This window comes from Actinomyces respiraculi, assembly GCF_014595995.2.
Taxonomy (GTDB): domain Bacteria; phylum Actinomycetota; class Actinomycetes; order Actinomycetales; family Actinomycetaceae; genus Actinomyces; species Actinomyces respiraculi.
This window is the reverse complement of the sequence record NZ_CP063989.1, coordinates 2882153-2906106: the sequence shown is the minus strand read 5'-3', so window position 1 is coordinate 2906106 and position 23954 is coordinate 2882153. Positions and strand designations below refer to the sequence as shown.

The window sequence follows — 23954 nt, the reverse complement described above, 5'->3', positions numbered from 1 at the left end:
CGTTTCACGTGAAACGTGGGCCGCCATCACATGAACGGAGGCGCGGGCCCTGGGCGCTCTCGGACAGCTCGATGGACGGTCGGACGGACGAATCGACGGGTGGGCATATGGGCGAGAGGGTCGATAGGCAGCCGCCGCAGTCCTGCATTCGGGGTAACTGCTCAGAGGTCGTCTGGCGTGAGACCCCAACTGTGTCGACGATGGCAGGACGGTGTGTTTCACGTGAAACGTGCGTCATGATATGACGCTCCCAATCGACGACCGCACGCGCCTGGTAACCCTTCCTGGCCGCTTGCGTCGTCGAGCGTAGGCCCAGGTCGACGCCTTCGAGCGCCTACTACCACCTGTACGACAGCTAACGCTCTAGCCACAGGACATGCCCGGGCGCCTCGCCTCGCAGCAGGCCTAGGACGCTGCACCTGTGGCCGAGCCTCCCTCCGCGCCCACCGGCGGACCGCGCCATCGCACCCAACGGGCTGGTGCGCCTCGAAGGCACTTGCCTCCTTGTCTTACTGCGCCACGCCCGCCAGCGTGTCGCCGTCACCGGGGACACCCTACGCATCGTTTTCTCCAGACCCGATGGCCAGGTCCTCGAGCACGCCTAGCCCGAGCCCGGCACCACCTACGCCCCCGGAACCTACCAACCGCCGCGGCGGACGCGGCTGCACGAAGACCCAAGCACGCCCCCAACACCCCAACCTCACCAACCGTTACCTACGTTCTGAGACATCACAGAGTCACGAGACTTCACAGCGTGAGGGCGGGGTGTGTTTCACGTGAAACACACCCCGCCCTCACACGAGCGGTATGAAAGACGGGTACTTCCGTATAGTCACGGATGTACTGACGGGTGACGGACGAGTGCGTCGTACAGACCGGGGAGATCGCCGTCGGCCTCGGCAGCGAGCGGGAGAAGAGAGGTCTCGGTCATTCCAGGGACAACGTTGACGTCGACGAACCAGGGAGTTCCGTCCTCGGCGAGGATGAGGTCAGTACGAGAGACGTTGCCGAGGCCGAGCGTCCGGTGCACACGGAGTGCCGTGTCCTGGACGAGCGAGGTCTCGGCCTCGCTCAACCGGGCGGGAACGAAGTACTCGGAACGTCCAGGGTTGTAGCGCGCGTCGAAGTCGTACTGACCCTCCGTGACGACCTCCACCGGCGGTAGCGGACGCGGGCCATCGCCGACGTCGACGACGGATACGGCGATCTCCCGGCCAGGAACGTAGGACTCGATGAGGGCGCGCTCGTCGTAGGCGAAGCAGGCGACCATGGCCTGGCGGAGCTCATCCGCGTTGGTCACGAGGGACACGCCAAGGCCCGATCCGCCTTGATTGGGCTTGACGATGACGGGAAAGCCGAGGTGGCCGGAGACGACGCCGAGGACATCCTGGGCACCGAGCTGGGAGAAGTAAGACTTGGGTAGCGTCACCGAGTCCGGGGTGAGCACACCACCGGTGCGCACGGTCGCCTTGGCGGTGGGCTTGAAGGACGAGCGCTGGCAGCCGTCGGAGTGCGTTCCCACATAGGGGAGGCCCAGCGCGATCAGGATGTTCTGCAAGCCTCCGTCCTCGCCGTGTGAGCCGTGGACGAGTGGCCACACGACGTCGGGGCCGAAGGCCCGTAGCGACGCAATCATGCGGGCGTCAACATCGAGGATGAGGACGGTGTGCCCCAGGTGCTTGAGCACCTTGGCCACGCGGTGGCCTGAGCGCAGAGATACGTCACGCTCGTGGCTGAGTCCGCCGGCAAGGATGGCAATGCGCAGGGGTTCTGACGTCGGAATGGACACGGCGTGCTCCTCAGATTTGGTCGGGTGCCGGGGCGACGATGCCCTCGTCGGGGCGGGAGGACGTAGGTCCGAAGAGATCACGCAGCTCCAGGTCACGGCTGATGACCTCGGAGAGGCGCCGGACGCCCTCACGTATCTCGACGGGCTCGGGATAACAGAAGGACAACCTCATGTGATCGCGGCCTGAGCGTCCTCCGGCATAGAAGGCCGTTCCGGAGACGTAGGCGACGAGGTTGGTGACCGCGCGGGGAAGCATGTCCTTGGCGTCGAGCCCATCCGGAAGACCGACCCACACGTAGAAGCCTCCATCGGGCACGTTCCATGTGCACTCAGGCATGAACTCCTCAAGGGCGGAGATCATGGCGTCGCGCCGCCCTCGATACATCGCGCGGAAGTCTGTGATCTGCTGGCGCCAGTCGAAGCCGTCGAGGTACATGGCGATGGAGTACTGACTCATCGACGAGGGGCAGAGGATGGCCGCTTCCGACGCCAACTTCATCTTCTCCCTCACGGCGGCGGGCGCCACCGCCCAACCGACGCGGTAACCGGGGGCGAAGATCTTGGAGAAGGAGCCGAGATACACGACGTCGTTGGGTGCGAGCGTCTTGAGCGCGGTGTAGGTCTGGCCCTCGAAACCGAGTAGCCCATACGGATTGTCCTCAACGATGAGGATGTGGTGACGACGGCAGATGTCGATGACCTGCGGCCGACGCTCCTCCGAGAGGGTGACGCCCGCGGGGTTGTGGAAGTTGGGCAGGCAATAGAAGAACTTGATGCGCCGTCCCTCGCGCTCGAGCTGGACGATCCTCTCTTCCAGCGCCTCGGGAATCACGCCGTCGGCGTCGATGGTGACCTGCTGGACCTCGGCCTGGTAGGTGGCGAAGATCGACAGCGAACCGACATAGGTGGGCGCCTCGGCGAGGATGACGTCACCCGGGTCAATGAAGAGCTCGGTGATGATGTCGACGGCCTGTTGCGAGCCGGTGGTGATGATGACGTCCTCAGGGTCGGCGTCGATCCCCTCCAGCGCCATGATCTCGGGGATCTTCTCGCGCAGGGCGGGAAGACCCTGACCGTTGCCGTACTGCAGGGCTCGGCCGCCGTCCTTGCGGAGCATTGTCGCGGTGGCATCGGCGAGGGCGTCGAGTGGGAGGTCTTTGAGATTAGGCATGCCTCCCGCGAGGGAGACGACTTCGGGGCGGGCGGCGACGGCGAAGAGTGAACGGGTCTCGGAAGCGCGCAGTCCGTGGGCTCGTGCGGCGTAGTTGTCCAGCCACGGATCAAGTCGGTTGCCCTTGATGTCCTTCGCGTCACTCACGTTCGGCTCCTTGCTGGGTGGGACTCTCCGCACCGTGGGGTCCAGTCTGCCACTAAGGAGAGGTCAGCCAGGTTGCGGAGTGCAATGCCACACGGGAACACCACGGCAGCATAAGGAATGGTGGCCCAGAACGAAGTGTCGGGGTGTTTCACGTGAAACATCGCTGCGCTTGTCAGGGCCGTACTGGCATCGGTTCCGCCAGGGTGTTTCACGTGAAACACAGGAGCAGATGAACCACGGTCGTGTGGAACTGCGCGCGGGTGATGCCCCGCTACCCGACGACCTTCCAGATGAACCACGGTCGTGTGGAACTGCGACACATCCGGAAGAAGTCCGCGATGTTTCACGTGAAACAGAGGCACTGCGTCGCGCGTCGTCGCGCCGCGCTGGCGTCACACCTTCTCGGGAACCAGCGCGTCCTGCTCGATAAGTGCGCGGAGCGCATCGACGTTGTGACCGATCGTCTCGACGTGCTGCTCGGCCTCCAGGAGGGCGCGCAGCACGTCATCCGGCTCGGGCGCGGCTCCCAGAGCCTCAGCGACGGTCTCGCCGAACTTGGCAGCCTTAGCGGTCTCCAGCGCAAGCGTCGGGAAGCCGGGCTGCATGAGACTCAGCGCCACGGTCACGCCGTCGGCGGTGTGCGGGTCGATGAGCCTGCCCGCGGTCGCGTGAACAACCCGGATCGCGGTGAGACGGTCCTTGTGGGAGGACGAGGCCGAGACGAAGCCGTAGCGCTCGCGCATCGCGGCCACATGCTTGGACAGGTCCACGCGCCCGTCCTCCTCCAACCGCCTCCAGGCCTGGGCGAAGGCGTCGGGTCCGAGCAGGGTCCACAGGAAGCGCTCGAGGTTGGAGGCCCTGGAGATGTCCATCGAGGGGCTGGAGGTGGCCAACGTGTCCTTGCTGGCACGCGGGGCGTACACGCCGGTGCGGAAGAACTCGTCGAGCACGTTGTTCTCGTTCGTCGCCACAATAAGCCGACGCAGCGGCAGGCCCATCTCCCGGGCGAGGTGCCCAGCGTAGACATTGCCGAAATTGCCCGAGGGAACCGTGACGTCCACCCGGTAGGCGGATCGCTCAGCGGCAGGCAGCTCATCCGTCACTCGCAGCCAGGCCCAGACGTAGTAGACGATCTGCGCCGCGATACGCCCGAAGTTGATGGAGTTGACCGCACCGATGGCGTAGGTGCTCTTGAAGGCCTGATCCGCGTTGATGGCCTTGACGAGGTTCTGGCAGTCGTCGAAGACGCCCTGAACCGCAATATTGTGGATGTTGACGTCGGCAATGGAGTACATCTGTGCCCGCTGGACCGCGCTCATGCGCCCGGCGGGCGACAGCATGAAGACACTAACCCCGTCCTGGCCCTTAAAGGCGTGCTCGGCCGCGGAACCGGTGTCGCCGCTCGTTGCACCCAGGATGTTGAGCACCCGGTCCTGGCGACGCAGGACATAGGGGATCGCCTGCCCAAGGAACTGCATGGCGAGGTCCTTGAAAGCCATCGTTGGGCCCTCGGACAGGCCGACGAGAATGAGCCCGTCGGTCACCTGGTCCAGGCCGGTGACCGGCACGACCGGCTCGGGGAATCGCCCCTGACCGTAAGCAGCTCGGGTGAGGGTCAGGAGGTCCGGCTCAGGAATGTCGGTGGCGTACAGCCCGATGACCCGGGCGGCAAGCTCGGCATAAGGCAGGGGGCGCAGATCCTCCAGGTCCGCCCCGGACAGGATCGGCAGGCTGGCCGGTACCGCCAGGCCGCCGTCGGGAGCGAGCCCGGTGAGCAGGACGTCAGTGAAGCCAACCGGTTCCATGCCGCCGCGCGTCGAGATGAACTGCATATGCCCGCCTTCGTGGGGAGTGTGGGTGTCAACTGCCTGGGAGCCCCAGCCTACCGGTGGCCGCCATGCGGACGCAGCCCACTCACATGGTGGTCATACATTCGACGACGGGGATCAGCAACCCCTCGTCTACGTACCTCTCGGGACGCCGACAACACAGGCGACTCCCGAAGGTGGAAGGACAGCGCCCGAGCGCTCCCCCGCACGGGGGTTAGCGCCCGGGCGCGTACCGGGACGGACGATGTGCCACGTCGCGCCGCCCTCCGGATGACGGAGTACCCGGGTGCCCGGGGTTGGCGCCGCAGGTGGTCGGCCGCTGCTGTCCTCAGAGGACCCGCTCGACCTCCTTGCGGAACGCCGCCTTGGGGCGCGAGCCCGCGAACTGGTGGACGACCTCGCCGTCGCGCACGACGGCGAAGGTCGGGATGGAGCGGATGCCGAAGGACCGGGCGGTGGCCGGGTTCTCGTCGACATCGACCTTGACGAACGTGACCTTGCCGTCCAGCTCGGTGGCGAGCTCTTCGACGATGGGGGCCATCTGACGGCAGGGACCGCACCACTCGGCCCAGAAGTCGATGACCACGGGAACGTCGGAGGCAAGGACCTCAGTGGCGAAGGTGGCGTCGGTGACGGCGGAAACGGATGACATGGGGACTCTCCTGTTGTTCTGACGTGCGGGCGTGTTCTTCTGAGGTGTGGATGCGGATGGTCCGGGGCGGCGCGTGGCCCAGCCGGAGATCCGGCACGTCGCCCGGCCCGCGACTCGGGCGGGACCGCCTCAGGCGGACAGCGAGGCCAGGTACTCCTGGGCGTCGAGCGCGGCCCGGCAGCCGGAGCCGGCTGCGGTGACCGCCTGCTGGTAGGTGGGGTCGGTGACGTCGCCGCAAGCGAAGACGCCGGGTACGTTCGTGCGCTGGCTCGGGGACTCGACCCGGATGTAGCCGGCCTCATCCACATCAAGCACGCCGCGCACGAGCTCGGAGCGCGGGATCTGGCCGACGGCGACGAAGAGCCCGGCAGCCGGGATCTGGCGCTGCTCACCTGTGACGGTGTCGGTGAGCGTGACGGACTCGAGGGCGGAGTCGCCGTGAAGGGCCGTCACCGTGGAGTTCCAGGCGAAAGTGATCTTCGGGTCGTTCTTGGCGCGCTCGGCCATGGCCGCGGAGGCGCGCAGCTGGTCGCGCCGGTGCACGACGGTCACCGAGCTGCCGAAGCGGGTGAGGTAGGTGGCCTCTTCCATGGCCGAGTCGCCGCCGCCGACGACGACGATCGGCTGGTCCTTGAAGAAGAACCCGTCGCAGGTGGCGCAGTAGGACACGCCGTGGCCAGACAGGCGGTCCTCGTGCTCGATGCCGAGCTTGCGGTACTCCGAGCCGGTCGACATGATGACCGTGCGGGCCTCGTAAACCTCGTCGTCGGTGGTGATCCGCTTGATGTCGCCGGTGAGGTCGAGGGAGACGACGTCCTCGTAGCGCAGCTCGGCGCCCAGGCGCTCGGCCTGCTCCTGCATCTGGGTCATGAGGTCGGGGCCCATGATGCCGTCGACGAAACCGGGGTAGTTCTCGACCTCAGTGGTGTTCATCAGGGCGCCACCAGCGGTGACGGACCCTCCGAGGATGATCGGCTTGAGCTGGGCGCGTGCGGCGTAGATCGCGGCGGTGTATCCGGCCGGGCCGGAGCCGACGATGACGACGTCGTGGATCATGAGTCTCCTCGAGTGGACGGGGCTGGTCCGCGGTAAGCGGTTCCGGAATGCCGGTGTGGCCGCCTCCGGATGGCGCCTGCGAGTATCGCTCCAAAGAACCTGTGATGAGAAGAGAATGTTCCCACGCGTCATCTTATCGAAGCGTGATCTCGGTGACGGTCAGTTTGAGCAGCCCGTCCGAGGCCTTCGGCAGGTCAGTCACCCACACGACGACCGACTCGGTGGACGTCGTCGGGAAGGTGAAGGTCGTCGTGCCTGAGGTCAGCGGGCCCTCCGCCAGCAGTGTGCCCCCCGTCGGGTTCTCAGGGCTCGTCGCACGGATCTGCACGTTGCCACCCGCCCCCGTGCCCTGCAGCTCGATGCTCGAGACCTCGGCCGCGGTCTTGAGCCTCACGGCCAGGCCGATGCCCTGCTTCCACGCCAGTGACGAGGCCGCGTAGTAACGTGAGTACCACTCGGTGGAGGGGTCGCCGTCGATGAGGTTGCCGACCAGTTCCGGGTGCTCGTTGTTGTCGCCGTAAGGGTCCAGTGACTCGGCGCCGACGATGACGGCCGGCGCACTGGGCTCGGCCGTCTCAGCGCCCTCCTCGGCGGAGGCCCTGGTGGGTACTGTGCGCGCGGCGGGGATCTCCTCATCGGTGATGGGGACGCGACCGAGTTGGACGAGGTTGCTGACGGCGAAGTACACGCCGACGACGACGCCCACGAGTACCAGCACCATGACGACGGCGGTCGTCATGCTCAGCCGTGAGCGGCCAGAGTTCTTGTTGTCCCTGGAGGGGGTGGGTGCGCTGGTGCGCGGGGTGGGTGCGACCGACGGCGTGGAGGCCCAGCCCTCCCGCTCGGCCCATGCGTCGATGTGCTCAGGCTCGACCTCGGAGACCAGCTCCGGTGCCAGCGCACCGAGGGAGATAGTCGGGCTGTCAGTACCGGATGCTGCCGCCCACGCACTGGTGCTCGCGGTGGGGGGCTCGGTGGTCTGGAGCGGGGCGGCGGAGGGGTTGGCGGCGGGGAACTCGGTCGTGGGAAGCGCGTCGGCGGCGGGCGCGGACCGGGCGGCGGAGCGTTCCTTGAGGCGGGTCAGCAGGCCCTCAATGCCGGCGGCCGCCTGCGTGGCCGCCCGGGTGGCACCCCTGGCAATGACGGCCCAAGCCGCCGCCAGGCCGGAGGCGGCCGTCAGTGCCGAAGAGGCGAGTGCCGAGGAGAGTAGACCCGAGGAGGTGGGAGTTGAGGGGGCCTCATCCGCGTCAACCGGGACGACCACGGGCTCCGGGGCAGGTTCGACCACGGGCAGTACCGAGGTGTCCCAGGGCCTGAGGGCCTGCGCCACCTCAGCGGCGGACTGGGGCGGGGCATCGCCCCAGGTGCGGGCCACGAGCGCGTCCAGGTCCGGGTGCTCGGCCACGGCCGGGACCAGGCTCGAGGGGGCGACCGGTGCGTCCGCGTGCAGCGGTGCGGAGGCGATGCCCGCACGTTTGCCCGGCCAGCGTCCGGTGAGCCCGTAGTAGAGGAGCTCGACGAGCACGTGCGCGTCCGTGCGGTCGGCGGCGAGCGGGTCGGCGTCGGCGTCCTCTAGGCCCAGCAGCGCGGCCTCGATGCCAACGCCGGAGACCTGAACGGTGCCGTCGGGACGCAGACGCACGGACTCCGGGGCGAGGTTGAGGTGGTGCAGGCCGCGCAGCGAGCAGGCGTCCAGCGCCTCGGCGGTCTCACCGATGATCGCTCGCACCTGCTCGGGGCTCAGACCGGACGCCACGAGGCTGCGCAGCGTGCGGCCCGTCGCAGGCTCGGTGATGATGTGGCCGGGGGGCGCGTACTCGACGTCCAGCACGCGCTGGGTGCGCTGGTCCACCACGAGGACGGCCCGGGCGGCTGTCGACAGGACCTCTTGGCGGTTGTGGGTGGCCTCCGTCAGGGCCAGGACGGTGACGTCGCGGTCGAGGATCGTGTCCCGCCCGGCGTGGCGCACGATGCGCGGCAGCGTCGCAGGCAGGGGGGCGATGAGGCGGTAACGGCCGGAGCCGATAGGGGTACCCTCGGGCGTGCCGCCCGCAGGGGCGGGGCGACCGGCAGCGACCACAGTGGCCCCCCCTTCCGTGCGTGCTAGCGCTGGCGCCGTCGAGGCGCTCAGGGCGAGTCTATCCACGTCCCCCATATCTGGGGTGGGCCGGGTGCCGGTGGAGACCGGGGTGGCGGTCGGGGCGGGCAACGGGGCCGCCGTCGGGACGGACTGTGGGGCCGGAGTCGGGAGCGCCGTCCGCTCACCGGCTGCCGGCAGGGCCAGCACCCGGCCCAGCCGACTGAGCGCCCGGCCCGCCCCACCGGGCAGGTGGCGTGCGGCCACGAGCAGCAGGCGCGACAGCGGCCCGAACAGGACCCCCAGCTCCGACACCCGCAGCGCCCGCGCCGCCACGAGATATGCCAGTGTCATGAGCACGGCGGCCAGCAGCACGATCACGAGCGCGTCCGTGGCCCGAGTGCCCGTCATCGACCCGTCCGCCGGCCCCAGAAGGCTGCGCACCCCCCACCCGACGACGAAGGCCACGAGGGCCGCGCCCACGAGCCGCGCATAGGTCGAGGCCACCCGGCGGCCGTCCAGGCTCGGCAGGTGACGGCGCAGCAGGGGCACCACGGCCGCCGAGGCCGCCACCAGCGACAGCACGTTGGCAACCGCCGCCCACGCCATCCAATGGTTGGCGGGCGCCAGCAGGTAGGCGATGATGCAGCCCAGCGCGCCGACGCCGCCCACGACGACATCGGCGCGCACGAGCCTGCGGGTGTCGGCGTAGGCGAGCAGGACCCGCTGGGTGGTGAACCAGATGCCCTGAAAGGGGATGCCCAGGGCCAGGATGGACAGGATCGGCGCCGACGCCGTCGCCTGCTCCAGGGACAGTGAGGGGACGAAGAGCTGCAGGGCCGGGGCGGACAGGGTGGAGATCCCGACGGCGAAGAGCACCGTGAACACGCCGACTGAGCGCAGGCCCAGGGACAGGTCGTCACGCACCCCCTCGCGGTCCCCGGCCGCTGCCTTCTCGCTCATCCGCGTGAACAGGGCGGTGATGACCGAGGCCGTCACCAAGGACTGGGGCAGCATGTAGACGAGCAGCGCGTTGGCATACATCGTCGTCGAGGGCACGATGATGCCCGCGAACTCAGCCGACTCGGCGGCCGTGACCGCCTGCGAACCCAGGTTCGTCACTGCCAGGTCCCCCAGTGAGGAGACGACGGTGCCCAGCAGTGCCCACAGGGCCACCTTGGACATCGTGCCCAAGCCGGTTCCCTTCAGACCCCACACGAAGCGCGGACGGAAACCGGAACGACGCAACGGCACGTACAGGACCAGGGCCTGCAGGGCGATACCCAGCGTCGTCGTACCACCCACCAGGGCGATGCGGCCCGCGTCCCACAGGCCCGGGTCCTGGCCCTGGGTGTAGCTGCCGTACAGGCGCAGGTAGGCCAGGATCGCGACGATCGAGATGATGTTGTTGAGCACCGGCGCCCACATGTAGGGCCCGAAGTTGTGGCGGGCGTTGAGCACCTGCCCCCACAGGGCGTACAGGCCGTAGAAGAACACCTGCGGCATGCACCAGAAGGCGAAGGCGTAGGCCAGGGGCTGCCAGCGGTCCAGGCCCGAGGCGTACAGCGTGATGACCAGCGGCGCCGCCACGGTCAACAGCGCGGCGACCAGGGCGATGACGGTGGCGGCCGCCGTGAGCAGGCGGTTGACGAGCTCGTCGCCGTTGCGCTCGCGCATGACGCGCACGATCTGCGGCACGAGGATCGCGTTGAGGACGCCGCCGATGATGAGGTTGTACAGCTGCGTGGGCAGCATGTTGGCGACGTTGAAGGCGTCGGCGGCGCCCGAGGCGGTCGCTCCCAGGGCCGCGATGAGCAGCGCGTTGCGCACCAGGCCGAGCAGGCGCGATGTCAGCGTCCCGGCCGCCATCACGGCGCTGGAGCGGGCGATGGAACCCCGTTCGCTCATGCCTCCCCCTTGGTCCTGGTGCGCCGGCCCCGACGCACCGTGCGCACGATGCCGACGACGAGGACGAGCACCAGCAGCCCGGCAACCACGCGCGTGCCCATGCTCTCCCAGTCCGCGTGCACACGGGTGAGGATCGCCACCGGCGTGCCCACCCTCGTGCCGTCGGGGGCGAGCAGGTCGATCATTACCGTCACCTCACCCGAGCCCACAGCCGTGATCGGCACGCTCGCTGTGGCCTCCCCCTGGGCCGGGACCGTCACCTCGACGTCCTCGGACACCTGCAGGCGCGTCGAGCTGGGCTTGAGGTGTACCCGCACGGTCACGTCCTGGTCGAGGGAGGACACGACGCGCACCGGCATGGCCGCGGACTGCGCAATGACGTTGATCGTCGACGACGGCGCCGCGCTCAGCCCCGCCGTCACCGTCTGCCTCAGGCCGGCGACGGCGGCGGTGTACGCGCTCCTGCCCGCCGCATCCGTGCGCCAGGCGTTCGACACGCTGGCGGAGACGACCTCCGTGGCTTCATCGGTGATGGCCTGGGGGTCCGACAGGATCGTCGCGAGGGTCTCCAGGTCCGCCTCGGCCCGCCTGGCTGCGGTCAGGTCCTCGGCGCTGAGCTCACCCTCCGCCTGGACCACCTCCGGCAGGGGGTGGCGCGGCGCCTGCTCACCGTTCGTCTCGTCCTCGCGTGCAGAGCCGACGAGGGATCCGAGGTTCTGCGGCACCGTCCAGCGGGCCTCCAGCAGGGCGTCGATGCGCTCGTCCAGGACCGCCGCGGTCTGGGTGGAGGCCTCGGCGCGGCTGACGGTGACGATGACGTCGCGGCCCACGCTCGGTGCCTGGCGCACCCGCACCGCGGTGTCCGCGCGCAGCAGCTGACGGGCGTCGAGCCCGTTGAGCTCGGCGCCGTCGGAGGTGCCTGAGGCCGCGTCCGACAGGTCCTCATCCGGCACGAGCACCGCACGCCCGCTGATCGTCGTCGTGCCCGAAGGCGTGTAGAAGAGGTCCTCGGCCACCGGCAGGTCACCGGGTGAGGCGATGACGGTTGTCACCGTGTCGGGCAGGAGGGACAGGGTCGTACCGTCGAGCGGGCCGATGGCCAGAACCGTCGTCGTGCTCGAGGACAGGTCCGTGCCGAGCGCGCCGTCCACCAGAGCGGCCTCCTCCTGCGCGCGGGCGAGTGCGCTCGCGGCCAGGTCGCGCTCGCCCAGGTGGGCCAGTGAGGCGAGGTCCGCGTCGCGCCAGGCCAGGATGACGATGTCGCCGGCCTCGTACGCGTCCATCAAGGCCTGGGCGAGCTCGGCGCGCGCCCGAAGCACAGTCGTAGCGGGATCAGGGTCGGTGGGCCGGGCGGTGGGCCTCGCCGTCGGACTCGCGGTCGGGTCGGAAGACGCTGTGGCGGACGCCGTCGGGCCCGGGCTCCGCGGGGCGGCGGACGTGGTTGGGCTCGCCGTCGGACTGGGTGAGGCCGTGGCGGACGCAAGCGCCTCCTGCTCCTCCTCGTCCAGGGGCAGGCCCAGGGCCTGAAGCAAGTAGGGGTCGACGGCGAGCACGACGCCCTCGCGCGCCAGGCCCAGCAGCGTCGTCACCCGCTGGCGCAGGGCCGTGACCTCCTGAGCCTCCTCGGCGGAGACCTCAGCCGGGCTCGCGAGAGTGGGGGCGGACAGCAGGGCCGTCATCTCGGCCGCCGAGGCCGCGACCGGCACGACCGCCGTCACCCGGGAGGCCTGGGCGGTCATGCCCGGGTCCCACAGCAGCAGCGTGCGGTCCACCGCAACCGTGTCATAGCCCTCAGTGAGGATGACCTCGACGCCACGGGGGCCCCACTGGTCCGTGTCGTCCAGGGGCAGGTCAGCCGCCGGCACCGTCATCGTGAAGTGGTGCGTCTCACCGGGGGCGATGTCTTCGGTGCTCTCGACATGCACCTGGCTGACCTGGGTGTGGCGCGTCTGGGCCAGCCACAGCTCGAGCTCCTCGACCGTCACCTCGGTGCGGGACTGCACCTGCACCACGAGACTCGCCTCGCGCACCGGCTGGTCCGTGCCATTGGTGACCGATCCGGTGATCGTCACGGACTCCTCGCTGGTGAGGACCTCGGGGGCGAGTGAGTCCACCGAGAGGGTCACCCGGCCCTCGACGTAGGGGGCCGTCGTCGTGCCGACGGCGGTGGTGCCGGAGGCTGGGGCGGGGGCGGCTGGGGCGGCTGGGGCGGACACCGACCCGGTCAGGGGCAGCGCGACCGCCACCTGAGCATAGGACGGGGCGAGCGCCGTCGGCACAAGAAGCACCGCGGCAGCCGCTGTGGCTGCCCAGGCGCGCAGGAGGCGACGGCCCACGGATCTCACCCGTCCCCGACGAGGATCTCGCGGGCGGCGGCGACGATGCGCCGCTCATTGGGGTAGGCCAGGCGGCGTGAGACCTCGTCCAGGTCCACCCAGGCAACATCCTCCGCCTCGTGGTCCGGGTCGTTGCGCGTGGTCAGCTCGCCGTCGATCGCCTCCAGCAGGAAGTGGTGCACGACCTTGTGGACACGGTGGTTGTCACCGGCGAACCAGTAGTCGATGGTCGCCAGGTGGCGCAGCACGCGGCCGGTGATCCCCGTCTCCTCCGCGATCTCACGCACCGCTGCCTGCTCCGCCGTCTCCTCGCCCTCCAGATGGCCCTTGGGCAGGCACCACTCCAGGCGGCCTCCGCGGTTGCGCCTCGCGATGACGGCGGTGACGGCCCGGCCGTCCTGCACGTCAATGATGAGGCCGCCCGCGCTCGTCTCATCGACGACGGGCAGGTGGCGCGCACTCGCCCGGTGCGGCTGGGAGCCGGCGTGGGGTCCGCGAGTGCGATGGCTGGGCATGGAGGACACTCTAGGCGGTCCCGCCAGGTAGGTCGGTCGCCGACCGGTACGCATGGCACCCTTGTCCTGATGAGCGACCAGAAGACGACGACGAGCACCCCCGCCCCCGGCAGCCAGGCCGGGCGGGTCCAGCCCGAGGCCATCGCCCTTCCGGCGACCGACCGTGATCGGGATGCCGCGGGATTGACCGCCACAGCCCGCGATGCGCTCGCCCACCTGCCGGTCTCGCTCGCGGCGCTGGGCCACCGCTTCGCGCGCGCCGGGCACGAGCTCGCCCTCGTCGGCGGCCCGGTGCGCGACGCCTTCCTTGGTACCGCCCCCCACGACCTGGACTGCACCACCTCCGCCCGCCCGGACGAGACCGAGGCGATCCTCACCGCTTGGGGTGACGCCTGCTGGGACGTGGGCAAGGAGTTCGGCACGATCGGGGCCCGCAAGGGCGATGTCGTCGTCGAGGTCACCACCTACCGCACTGAGGAGTACGAGGTCGGTAGCCGCAAGCCCGTCGTCGCCTACGGGGACACGCTCGAGGGGGACCTCACCCGCCGCGACTTCACCGTCAACGCCATGGCGCTGCGCCTGCCCGAGCTCGAGCTCGTTGACCCCTGCGGTGGGTTCGATGACCTGGCCGCCGGCGTCCTGCGCACCCCGGTGAGCGCTGTGCAGTCCTTCGACGACGACCCCCTGCGCATCATGCGCGCGGCCCGTTTTGCCGCCCAGCTCGGCTTCGACGTCGGGATGGACGTCATGGATGCCATGAGTGAGATGGCCGGACGGCTCGAGATTGTCTCCGTCGAGCGCGTGCGCGCCGAGCTCGAGCGTCTGCTCATCTCGCCCTGGCCGCGGCGCGGGCTGGAGCTGCTCGTGCACACGGGTGTGTGCGACGTCGTCCTGCCCGAGCTGTCCGCCCTGCAGGAGACGGTCGATGAGCACCGACGCCACAAGGACGTGTACGAGCACACGCTCACCGTCCTCGATCAGGCGATGGACCTGGAGACCGGGCCCGACGGGCCCGTGCCCGCGCCTGACCTCGTGCTGCGGCTGGCGGCGATCCTTCACGACATCGGCAAGCCCGCCACCCGTCGCTTCCTGCCCGACGGCACGGTGACCTTCCATGGCCACGACCACGTGGGTGCGCGCATGACGAAGAAGCGGCTGACCGCCCTGCGCTTCGACAAGCAGACCGTCAAGGATGTGTCCCGGCTGGTGGAGCTGCACCTGCGTTTCCACGGTTACGCCGACTCCGGCTGGTCCGACTCGGCTGTGCGCCGCTACGTCACTGACGCCGGCCCGCTGCTTGAGCGGCTGCACCGCCTCACGCGCGCCGACGTCACGACGCGCAACAGGCGCAAGGCCCGCATGCTCGACGCCGCCTACGACGACCTCGAGCGGCGCATCGCCGAGCTCGCCGCCGAGGAGGAGCTGGCGGCGATCCGCCCGGATCTGGACGGCGGGCAGATCATGGCCGAGCTGGGGCTCGAGCCGGGGCCGGTGGTGGGCGAGGCCTACCGCTTCCTCATGGACCTGCGCATGGAGAAGGGCCCGCTGGGTGAGGAGCTGGCCCGCGAGGCCCTGCGATCCTGGTGGGCCGCGCGCGACTGAGGCTGGGGGCTGCCTCGCGTCGTGCCGGTCGGTGTCCCGACATGCGGCGCCGAGGGGCACGCGGGGGGTCGCCGGGAGAGTTGCACGCTCAGTCGGGATCCGTTGACGCGATTATGCGGAAAAGTCCTGGGCGGTGAGGCTCCCATGTGCGTGAGCCTCTGCGGTGCACATGGGAGCCAGCAGCATGGGAGCGAAATGGCTGTACGTCGTCACAACTGTCACATGAGCGTGCAATCCCCCTGGCGGCGACACCAGCAGTGGCGCCAGCGCTTGCACGAGGACTGTTCCCAGGACACGGTCTGAGCTGAGTCATGACAATTGAGTGCCCATGTCGGTTCGTAGTCCGCTGGCTTGAGCTGGAGGACGTCGAGGATGGCTTGGGCTTGTGGCGTGATGGGGTTGCTGGCGGTGATGGTCTGCCCGGCCAGGTGTATTTGGATGGTTCGGATCGACCGCGGGGTGTGGGTGATCTTCTTGATTGACAGGCCGGTGACATCTTGCAGGCAGTGGGCCACCGCCAGGGACGCCATGACCATCACCAGACGGGTGAGCCGCTGAGCGGAGAGTGGCCCTCCCCGGAGGGCGTTCAGCGCAGGACCCATTGCTCAGCCTCCGTCAGGGGGTCGGCCCCAGCAGGGCCGCCGTGGCTGCCAGCTCAGAGCTGACGACCCGCCCGCCGTCGGCGACCGTGCGGATCGCCTGGAGCAGGTCACGGGCGTGGACGTCCTTGCCGAGGAAGTCACGCCGACAACCTCGATAGCCGGATCGGTACCCAGGAGCGTCCTGAGCGTCTTGGCGAAGAGGACCTGGTCGTCGACGACCGCCACTCGGATACTCATGCTGTGACCTCCTGCGGGTCTTGAATGTCGCCGACGACGTCGGGACGGACGGTGAGATCCGACAGGGTGACGTCGATTGTGGTGCCGCAGCCCGAGGAGCCGATACGCAGGTCGCCGCCCTGCCTCTCGATCGCGCGGCGCAGCATAGCCAGGCCGTGGGCGGGGCGCAGACGTGAGGTGTTGAAGCCGCGTCCGTTGTCGGCGACCGTCAGGCGCAGGGCCGACAGCTCCTGACCGATCGAGTCGTGCAGGTCGCGGGTGATGCGGGCGCGCTCGCGGTTCTGAGCGAGGACGACGGCCCGGGCGGAGCGGTTCGTGACCTGGTGGTCGAGGTCTGTGAGGACCCGGACCCACGCGGTGGCGAGGACCGCCGTCGCCATGACGATGAGGCCCTCAACCGAGGAGGCGGGGCTGATAAGGGCCAGGGCGAGCGCCAGGGCGACAACCTTACCGACGGCGACGGCCGCGATCTCCTGACACCTGCGCTACATGCGGGCGCCGCAGCTGGAGCAGAAGGTGGCGTCCTCGGTCTCGAGGTACCCGCAGGACCGGCAGCGCACGCGAATCTGCGACTCGGCGCCGGCACCCAGCCTGCCCAGTGCGGGCACCTCCTCAAGCCGCTGCTGGTCCTTGGCCCCCTGTGCGCGGCTCCAGGGCTCAGCGTCGCGCACTTCTCCCTGAGGGGACAGGATGACGCCTGAGCCGGCCAGGCCCTTGCGTCCGATCTTTTGCAGCATCTGGCCGCCGATCATGAGGAGGATGCCGACGAAGGCCAAGGGGAACACCTTGAGCGTCCGGTCGAAGTGTGTGTCGAACGCGTCGGGGTTGCCGAACGTCGAGTTGAAGCTCGTGAAGAAGGTGAGGAAGACGGAGGCGAAGGCGATGAAGCCCACGACCTGCAGTGCAATACCACCGTAGTAGGCCCACTTGCGCCAGGGTTCGACGTCGTACTGCCGTTGCCGACCCCCGTTGTTGCTGTAGGGGGACTGTGAGTCATTGGTGCTCATGAGGCTCCATTCATCGGTGCGGTCACCAGCTGCGAACTGGCGCACGACGCCCACAGGATATGCCGCCTGCCGCCATGCGCGTGCACAGCTTCTCCGCCGGCCCTGCCCAGCTCCCCCTGTCCGTCCTCGAGCGGGCTGCCTCTGAGCTCACCGACTGGCGGTCCTCCGGGATGTCTGTGCTCGAGGTCTCCCACCGCGGCAAGGACGTTACCGCCTGCGCCGCCGACGCACCGGCTGGGGTCGGTCGAGGTGCGCCACGTGGACGGGGGTATGAACATCCTGGAGCGCACGGGGTTGTTGTCATGGCTGTCTGACGGCGATCGTGACGCTGGTCTGGTCGGCGCGAGGAACGGTGGTGGGGCGGGCAAAGAGGCGGCTACCGGATGCCGGATCCTCACGAGCACCCGCTGCTTGACCGAAGGCGTGGACGTGCCGGCGCTCGACGCCATGGTCAACAAGATCGACCTCAACCACTCCAAGCCGGACAAGATTGCCATCATCGACCCCTTCGCGTCCGCCGGGGCTAACGGCGGCGAGGGCGGGGCGTCGCCGCCGTCCGTGGTTCAGGGGGCCTTCGATTTGGACTCACTGGGCCAGTGGAAGGAGGCCATCTACGCGCGGCTCGTGCAGAAGGTGGGGTCGCGCCAGTACCGGGAGCAGTGGGCGAAGGATGTCGCCCGGATCGCCGAGAGGCACCGCATGCGCCTGGCCGAACGGGTAGCGGACCCGCGGGTGACCGAGGAGCTTGAGGGCTTCTAGGCCTCGGTGCGTGAGCGCTGCACGGGCATCGACAACGCCAAGGGCAAGCAGCGGATCATCACCGAGCTGTACAAGGTCTTCTCTCTGGCCTTCAAGAAGATCGCCCAGTTCCTGGGCATCGTGTACACGCCGGTGGAGATCGTCGACTTCATCCTGCGCAGCGTGGACCGCCTGTCGCGCGATCACTTCGGGCGCGGGGTGATCGACGAGGGCGTGCACGTGCTCAACATTTCCCGACCTGAACGGATAATGCGAGACGGGTCACTGACCCTGGCCGCATAAAAGTAGACGCTTAACCGGCTCATCCCATTTGAGGGTGTGGGTGGGGTCTGGGTCCTCTGGTCTCTAGTTGTGTCAGGCTCCGGGTTTGGTGGGGGCTGGTTTGTCTGGTGCTGGTGGTTGCTGGTTGGGGGTGGTGGGTGTGGGGGGTGTTGGTGGCTGGTTGGAGGGTGCTGTTGTGCTCGGGCGGGGGTGCAACATGGCGGTGGTGGGGTGGGGGCGGGTGGTGCCCGCCCAGTGGGGCCTGCTGGGTGGTGGCGGTCACGGGCGTCGTCCAGATCGTCCAGGTCCTGGAAGGGGCTGTGGGTGTCGAGGTGGGCGCGGTTGCGGATGGGCTCGGCCCTTGCGACGGTGGGTTCAGGGCCTGGGCCAGGGCGCCTGCGTAAGGGGGCCGTCCCTTTTGGGGCCGAGCGGGGCCACGGCGTCGGCCTGGCTCGGGGCCTGGCCGTGGCCGGTGGGCGCGGTGCTGCGCCGCGCGGTCGCAAGTGGTGGGCCAGGCCCGCCAGCGCCCCCCCTCTCGCTCACGCGGGGGGGGGCTGGTGGTAGGCAGGGGTCTTGCCCTGAGGAAGCACAGTTAGTGTGGACCACTTGCTGCCATCTTGGACCACCTGCCGTCGTTCGGACCACCTACGGACGCGTCTGGGGTGGTCCAAACGACCGAACGTGGTCCAAACGACCGAACGTGGTCCAAACGACCGAACGTGGTCCGAACGACCGAACGTGGTCCGAACTGATCAATGGCGCTCCACACAGCGCACCGGGGCCCGGTAGCGGCCCCAGCCACCGGCCGACCGTCGCCGGCCAGACCCGCAAGCACTCAGCCGCCCGGCCCATGGACCAGCCCTCCACCCCCAGGCGGGCAAGACGACGACGCCCACCAGGCGTCAAAGGTGCGCCAGCATGCGCCATGAAGGCCTCCCCAGACCGCACGTGGGCGTCAACCCCGCATCCCGCCCAGCAGGCCTCCACCCAACCCGTTCACAACCCCAAAGAAAGCACAACTAGAGACCGGAGGACTCAGACCCCACCCACACCCTCAATTGGGATGAGCCCGTTTGACCTGAGACTGGACGCGGTGGGGTGGCTGGAAGGGTGAAGCCCCCGCTCGGATTGCTTGTTGACCTGGGTAGTGCTAAACTTCAATATTGAATCGTCGTTCGGTTTTAGGAGTGAAGATGCCTCAAGTGTTGAAGGCCGAGGTGCGTGAGCGCCTGGTCGCTGCCGCTGAGCACGTCTTCTACGTCAAGGGATTTATGGATGCGCGATTGAGTGACATCGCAGCACAGGCTGGAGTATCAACAAGTCTGGTCTATTCCTATTTCAAGAACAAGGAGGATCTGTTTGCTGAAACCGTGCAGATCTTGCCTTTGGATTTCGATGAAATTGGGCGTCAGGAAGAAGAGCTTGATGTTGGCTCCCCCTATGAACGTTACGCTGCCATTGCCGATGATTACATGAAACTTCTTCTCAAACACCATCGAGCCTTTGTCATCGTGATGGACAAGAGTCAGGGCACGGCCTATGCGAATTCGAAGAGTGAGATGGTTACGGCAATGCAGCACCACATTGCGCGTCAATTGGAGAAGAAAAGCCCCAAGAAGTATCCAGATTTGCTGCCTCACGTTTTGGCATCAAATTTCGTGGAAGGTCTATTGGAAGCCGCCCGTCACTATCAGTCGCCTGAACAAGCGCATGAATTGTTGGATTGGATTATGCGTTGTTATTACGAGGGAGTGAACTCGCTGTGAGTTGTTGCTTTCTGGTGAGTTTCTTCCACTCGGGCGAGGCGGGGAGAAAATTTTTTACCCTCAAAACCGAATCTGCATTTGGTTTTCACAGGCAGGTGTGCGATGGCTAAACAGAGTGAGTTGACCCAACAGATACAGCGGCGGTCCTGGCTGCCGAATGTGCTCAATGCTGTGGCGTTGTCACTTGACGTAGTGCCTCCAGTATTGGTGGTGGTTGCACTGTCGTTGTTCTGGGAGGACGAGCTTGATGTGCTCTGGATCTGGTGGATCGCGGCGATCACAGCATTGGTGTTGACAGTGAAAGCGTTCGTGGTCTTTGTTGCAGTATGGCGCTCGCACCGGGTGGCTTATGGCGCGTTGGCGCACGTGCGGTTGGGGATCTTGGAACATCTGCGGCGAGTGCCGCTGGGGTTTTTCCAGCGGCGCAGGGTTGGGGATTTAGCCAATGTTATGAAGAACGATGTCGAGCAGGTTGAAGTGTATTTGGCTCATGGCTTGCCGGAGACTATCGCGGTCACGGTGATCCCAATCGTGGTTGGGATTGCAGTACTAGTTGTGGATTGGGCCATGGGGCTGGCCATGTTGATCGGACTGCCGATGATGTGGCTGCTGAAGAAGGCGTTCTCAGCCCAGTGGGCGCAAGGATTTGCGGTGGTGGGGCGTTACACTACCACAATGCAAGAAGCATTGACTGAATATGTGGCTAATATTCCGGTGATTAAAGCCTTTGGCCGCAGTGAGACCAAGACTGATCACGCGATCAAAACTTCGCAGGACTATGTCTTGTGGGTTACGAAGTCGATGAATAGTGTCTCGGTGCCGATGGGTTTGATCGCTATGTCGATGGAGTCTGGTTTCGTCGCAAGTGTGCTTGTGGGGCTTCTTCGACTACAGGCAGGGATGATCACTGTCGAGCGGATGATCGTCGCAATGATCTTGGCTGCGACGTTTACTGCGACAGTCGCTAAGTCCGGAACGTTGCAGCATTACTTCTTCATGTTCAACCAGGCAATGAAATCTATCGGTGCGATTCTTGACGCGCCCGTGGCGCAGTTTCCTCGTCAGTCGGCTCCGGTTCCGGCAGGTGATGTGGTTTTTGCTGATGTGACCTTCACGTACCCAGATGAGTTTCTGCCCGTCTGCCGCCGAGTTGATCTCACGGCGATGCAGGGCACGACGACGGCTTTGGTGGGGGCCTCGGGCTGTGGTAAATCCACCCTCATGAGCCTCCTCATGGGCTTTTGGGAACCTGATAGCGGACAGATCACTGTGGGGAGCGTCTCCGCCCGTCAGGCCAGTGCCGAGCAGTGGGGGCGATTATTCTCTTTGGTCTCCCAAGAGGTATTTTTGTTCAACTTAAGTATTGCCGACAATATCCGCATCGGTAACCCGCAAGCGACTCAATCACAAATTGAACAGGCTGCACGGCAGGCGCGGATTCACGATTTCATCATGGGACTACCTGAGGGCTATGACACGATGGCCGGTGAGGCCGGGGTGAGGTTTTCTGGTGGCGAGAAGCAGCGTTTGTCTATCGCGCGCGCCCTACTTAAAGACGCACCGATCATTATCTTAGATGAAGCAACCAGTGCCCTTGATGGGGAAAATGAAAAACTTATCAACGCCGCACTGGCCGAACTGTCAGCAGGAAAAACTGTTTTCATGATTGCCCACCGCCTGCACAGTGTTAAGGATGCCGATCAGATCGTGGTGATAGATCACGGGCAGGTTGTGGCCGCAGGAACTCACGAAGACTTGCTCGGTCACTGCCTGATGTACCGGGAGCTTGTTGAGGCGCAAAACCAGGTCGATAGCTGGGATATGAAAGCGAGCAACTCGTGATTCACCAGATTTTTGGCACTATGACCTCTGCTGGCCGCAAGATGTTTGTTGCGGCGATCGTGGGCTTTACTCTGTATTCCATGGTCTCTATTGCAATGGTTTTGCTGACCGTGGTGGCGATCGTGGATGTTATTAACGACAGTGGGCATCTGTGGATGTATGCCATCGCGTTGGCGATACTGCTGCTGGTGAAAACTACGAGTGGAATTTGGGCAGATAAGCAAAAACACTGCGCTGGGTTTGACCTTGTTTTCCAGATCAGAAAACAAGTCATCCGTCATCTGAAAAAACTTCCCTTGGGTTATTACACCCAGTCACGGTTGGGAGAAATCAGTGAAATCATTCATCGTGACGTCGACAACATGGAGCTCATTGTCGCCCACCTGTGGACACGGCTGAGCGCCGATATCCTCGTTTCCGTTCTCCTATTGAGTGGCTTGCTGATGTACTCGTGGCCGCTGGCGTTGCTAATGATCTGCACACTGCCCTTGGCCGTGCTCTATCTTGTGTTGGCGCTGAAGTATGCCCAACCCTTAGAGAAGGCCACAGGTGATGCCGGGGCAGATATGGCGAGCTTATTCGTTGAGTATGTGCGTGGGATGCCGGTGATCAAGGCCTTTAGTCAGTCTCATGCTCTCGATGATCGTGTCCATGATTCCATCGAACGCTTCGCCCAGGCATCAGGAAAAGCTGCGAAGAACCGGGCTGCAACGCTTGCCATCTACGGCTGGATCATGAACCTGTCCTTGGTGGCAGTAATTACAGGTGGTCTGCTGATGGTACTTTACGGCACCGTGTCTGCTGTTGTTTTCTTGGTATTTATCGTGGTGTCGGTCGAATTCTACAAGCCCTTCGTTGCTCTCGAAGGTCATTGGATGAACTACCTGACGTGCGTGGATTCTTATCGGCGCATCACCACCGTTACTCAGGCGCCAATCCTTTCCGAGCCGAAACAGCCTCGTATACCTCAAGGAGCAGATATCGCTTACGAGCATGTCACCTTTCGCTATGCACAGGCAGACGCTCCGGCCTTAACTGATGCCTCGTTGCGTATCCCAACAGGCACGACGACAGCACTGGTTGGTCCTTCCGGGGCTGGAAAAACTACAGCCACCTCTTTACTAATGCGATTTTGGGATGTGGACTCCGGTCAGATCCGTATCGGCGGTGTGGATCTGCGTGATATCGGTAGCGAGGGAGTTCTGGCACAGATTTCTGTTGTCATGCAAAACGTGTACCTGTTCGCAGACACCATCGCCAATAACATTTCCTTGGGCAAAAAGGACGCCAGCAGGGAAGAGATCATGGCTGCGGCGAAAGCCGCCCTTATCCACGACGACATCATGGCCTTACCTAAGGGGTACAACACTCGTATCGGAGAAAACGGGGTCGGGCTTTCTGGAGGACAACGGCAACGACTATCAGTGGCCAGAGCCTTTCTAAAAGATGCCCCGATCGTCGTTCTCGATGAGATCACCGCCAATGTTGACCCGATCAATGAGGCGTTAATGCAGCGAGCTGTCACGGAACTGACTGCGGGACGCACCGTCATTGTGATCGCCCATCATCTACACACAATCCAGTCTGCCGATCAGATTGTTGTGTTCGATGCCGGCAGGATCATCGAAACCGGAACCCATACACAGCTGTGTGCCCTACCAGATGGGTACTACCGGCGCATGTGGGAACAATGTGAGGGGCTGGTATGAGACAAGTCCAGGTCAGATCAGCGTAAACAAGCTATCGTTCACCCATCTCAATGTCGATGCGCGCAACGTGGACTGCCACGTGCTGAGGTCGGTCAGCGAATCAATAACACTGTCAGGCAACTACACCTGGAGCTTTTGCTTAAGCACGGCCTCTTCAATATCTCCAGCGGTCAGCTTCAGCAGATCGCCATCGGTTCGGCCTACACGCAACGTCCCCCGATTTATCATCTTTGATGAGCCATCGGCAAACCTCTATTTTCACGCAACTATGCGGCTGGCAGATATCCTGGCACAGCTCAAGAGGGACGGCGCCACACTGCTGGTTGTCGAACATCGTCTGCGCTGCCTCACCGATATTCTTGACGAGCTCATCATCATGGGCGAGGGCAATATTCAAGCCCGTTATACCTGACCCATTCACCGGGACGGGCACCTTCATCGTGCGGCTGCTGGAGTCGGGGCTGATACGGCCTGAGGACCTGGCGCGCAAGTTACGCGGCCGAGCTGCACAGGCGAGAGCGGGGAAACGTCTTTGCTCAGGGAGGACGGATGACGATCGCGGTCACCTTCCTCGTCAAGGACCCCGCCCACACAGGTCCGGTCGCCATCGCCTCCGAGGCGGACACCTTAGCGGCGGTCACACCCTGCCCACACAGGTCCGGTCGCCATTCACTACCGGGACGTGGGCG

The 23954-nt window shown here is 65.8% G+C and carries 18 protein-coding genes and 2 pseudogenes; 8 read left to right on the top strand and 12 right to left on the bottom strand.

Annotated elements, in window-relative coordinates:
- Positions 1–832: 832 nt before the first annotated feature.
- From ID810_RS12175 to ID810_RS12140, 8 genes are all read right to left on the bottom strand, one after another.
- The gene (locus tag ID810_RS12175; protein ID WP_166857429.1) at positions 833–1789 is read right to left on the bottom strand and encodes a D-alanine--D-alanine ligase family protein; all 957 of its coding nucleotides are present in this window, start codon (positions 1787–1789) and stop codon (positions 833–835) included.
- A 10-nt stretch (positions 1790–1799) separates the two neighbouring features.
- Complete coding sequence (locus ID810_RS12170; RefSeq protein WP_413227877.1) at positions 1800–2960, bottom strand: aminotransferase-like domain-containing protein; 1161 nt, start codon at positions 2958–2960, stop codon at positions 1800–1802.
- A gap of 539 nt (positions 2961–3499) precedes the next feature.
- Positions 3500–4939: a threonine synthase gene (gene thrC / locus ID810_RS12165; protein WP_166857425.1), complete on the bottom strand. Its 1440-nt coding sequence runs from the start codon at positions 4937–4939 to the stop codon at positions 3500–3502.
- A gap of 325 nt (positions 4940–5264) precedes the next feature.
- Positions 5265–5588 carry a thioredoxin gene (trxA, locus tag ID810_RS12160; protein WP_166857423.1) on the bottom strand — a complete coding sequence of 108 codons (324 nt, stop codon included), beginning with the start codon at positions 5586–5588 and terminating at the stop codon, positions 5265–5267.
- 129 nt (positions 5589–5717) lie between these two features.
- Positions 5718–6644 (bottom strand): thioredoxin-disulfide reductase, encoded by a 927-nt coding sequence (gene trxB, locus ID810_RS12155; protein ID WP_166857421.1) that lies wholly within the window; start codon positions 6642–6644, stop codon positions 5718–5720.
- Between the two features lie 133 nt (positions 6645–6777).
- On the bottom strand, positions 6778–10629 hold the full coding sequence (locus ID810_RS12150) for a murein biosynthesis integral membrane protein MurJ (RefSeq protein ID WP_166857419.1): 3852 nt from the start codon (positions 10627–10629) through the stop codon (positions 6778–6780).
- The gene (locus tag ID810_RS12145) at positions 10626–12965 is read right to left on the bottom strand and encodes a DUF6049 family protein (RefSeq protein ID WP_166857417.1); all 2340 of its coding nucleotides are present in this window, start codon (positions 12963–12965) and stop codon (positions 10626–10628) included. Before ID810_RS12145 ends, ID810_RS12150 begins: the two co-directional genes overlap by 4 nt.
- 5 nt (positions 12966–12970) lie before the next feature.
- Positions 12971–13480 (bottom strand): NUDIX hydrolase, encoded by a 510-nt coding sequence (locus ID810_RS12140; protein ID WP_166857415.1) that lies wholly within the window; start codon positions 13478–13480, stop codon positions 12971–12973.
- A gap of 69 nt (positions 13481–13549) precedes the next feature.
- Between ID810_RS12140 and ID810_RS12135 the strand changes: the two genes are divergently transcribed.
- Positions 13550–15082, top strand: a complete 1533-nt coding sequence (locus ID810_RS12135; protein WP_166857413.1) for a CCA tRNA nucleotidyltransferase — start codon at positions 13550–13552, stop codon at positions 15080–15082.
- Positions 15083–15300: 218 nt separating this feature from the next.
- Here ID810_RS12135 and ID810_RS12130 read toward each other — a convergent pair whose 3' ends face one another.
- The 3 genes from ID810_RS12130 to ID810_RS12120 all read right to left on the bottom strand — a co-directional run bounded on the left by ID810_RS12130 (position 15301) and on the right by ID810_RS12120 (position 16928).
- Positions 15301–15618 (bottom strand): hypothetical protein, encoded by a 318-nt coding sequence (locus tag ID810_RS12130; RefSeq protein ID WP_166857410.1) that lies wholly within the window; start codon positions 15616–15618, stop codon positions 15301–15303.
- 299 nt (positions 15619–15917) lie between these two features.
- Positions 15918–16301, bottom strand: a complete 384-nt coding sequence (locus ID810_RS12125) for a histidine kinase (protein WP_166857409.1) — start codon at positions 16299–16301, stop codon at positions 15918–15920.
- A 105-nt stretch (positions 16302–16406) separates the two neighbouring features.
- Positions 16407–16928, bottom strand: a complete 522-nt coding sequence (locus ID810_RS12120; protein ID WP_166857407.1) for a zinc ribbon domain-containing protein — start codon at positions 16926–16928, stop codon at positions 16407–16409.
- A 74-nt stretch (positions 16929–17002) separates the two neighbouring features.
- On the opposite strand from ID810_RS12120, the pseudogene ID810_RS12725 reads away from it, so the two are divergent.
- The 3 genes and pseudogenes from ID810_RS12725 to ID810_RS12110 form a co-directional block, all read left to right on the top strand.
- A pseudogene (locus ID810_RS12725) lies at positions 17003–17176 on the top strand (3-phosphoserine/phosphohydroxythreonine transaminase); the annotation flags it as partial.
- 22 nt (positions 17177–17198) lie between these two features.
- Positions 17199–17687, top strand: coding sequence for a hypothetical protein (locus tag ID810_RS12115; RefSeq protein WP_188232614.1), 489 nt, complete (start codon positions 17199–17201; stop codon positions 17685–17687).
- Between the two features lie 6 nt (positions 17688–17693).
- On the top strand, positions 17694–17969 hold the full coding sequence (locus tag ID810_RS12110; protein ID WP_188232613.1) for a hypothetical protein: 276 nt from the start codon (positions 17694–17696) through the stop codon (positions 17967–17969).
- A gap of 777 nt (positions 17970–18746) precedes the next feature.
- On the opposite strand, the pseudogene ID810_RS12590 reads toward ID810_RS12110, so the two are convergent.
- Positions 18747–18875: pseudogene (locus ID810_RS12590) on the bottom strand (IS481 family transposase); the annotation flags it as partial.
- A gap of 266 nt (positions 18876–19141) precedes the next feature.
- On the opposite strand from ID810_RS12590, the gene ID810_RS12105 reads away from it, so the two are divergent.
- The 4 genes from ID810_RS12105 (at position 19142) to ID810_RS12090 (ending at position 23677) form a co-directional block, all read left to right on the top strand.
- Positions 19142–19714, top strand: coding sequence for a TetR/AcrR family transcriptional regulator (locus ID810_RS12105; protein ID WP_166858066.1), 573 nt, complete (start codon positions 19142–19144; stop codon positions 19712–19714).
- Positions 19715–19816: 102 nt separating this feature from the next.
- Positions 19817–21556 (top strand): ABC transporter ATP-binding protein, encoded by a 1740-nt coding sequence (locus tag ID810_RS12100; RefSeq protein WP_166858069.1) that lies wholly within the window; start codon positions 19817–19819, stop codon positions 21554–21556.
- Positions 21553–23265 carry an ABC transporter ATP-binding protein gene (locus ID810_RS12095; RefSeq protein ID WP_166858071.1) on the top strand — a complete coding sequence of 571 codons (1713 nt, stop codon included), beginning with the start codon at positions 21553–21555 and terminating at the stop codon, positions 23263–23265. The genes ID810_RS12100 and ID810_RS12095 overlap by 4 nt, the downstream gene beginning before the upstream one ends.
- Positions 23207–23677 carry a P-loop NTPase family protein gene (locus ID810_RS12090; RefSeq protein ID WP_167202635.1) on the top strand — a complete coding sequence of 157 codons (471 nt, stop codon included), beginning with the start codon at positions 23207–23209 and terminating at the stop codon, positions 23675–23677. Before ID810_RS12095 ends, ID810_RS12090 begins: the two co-directional genes overlap by 59 nt.
- The last annotated feature ends 277 nt before the right edge of the window (positions 23678–23954 follow it).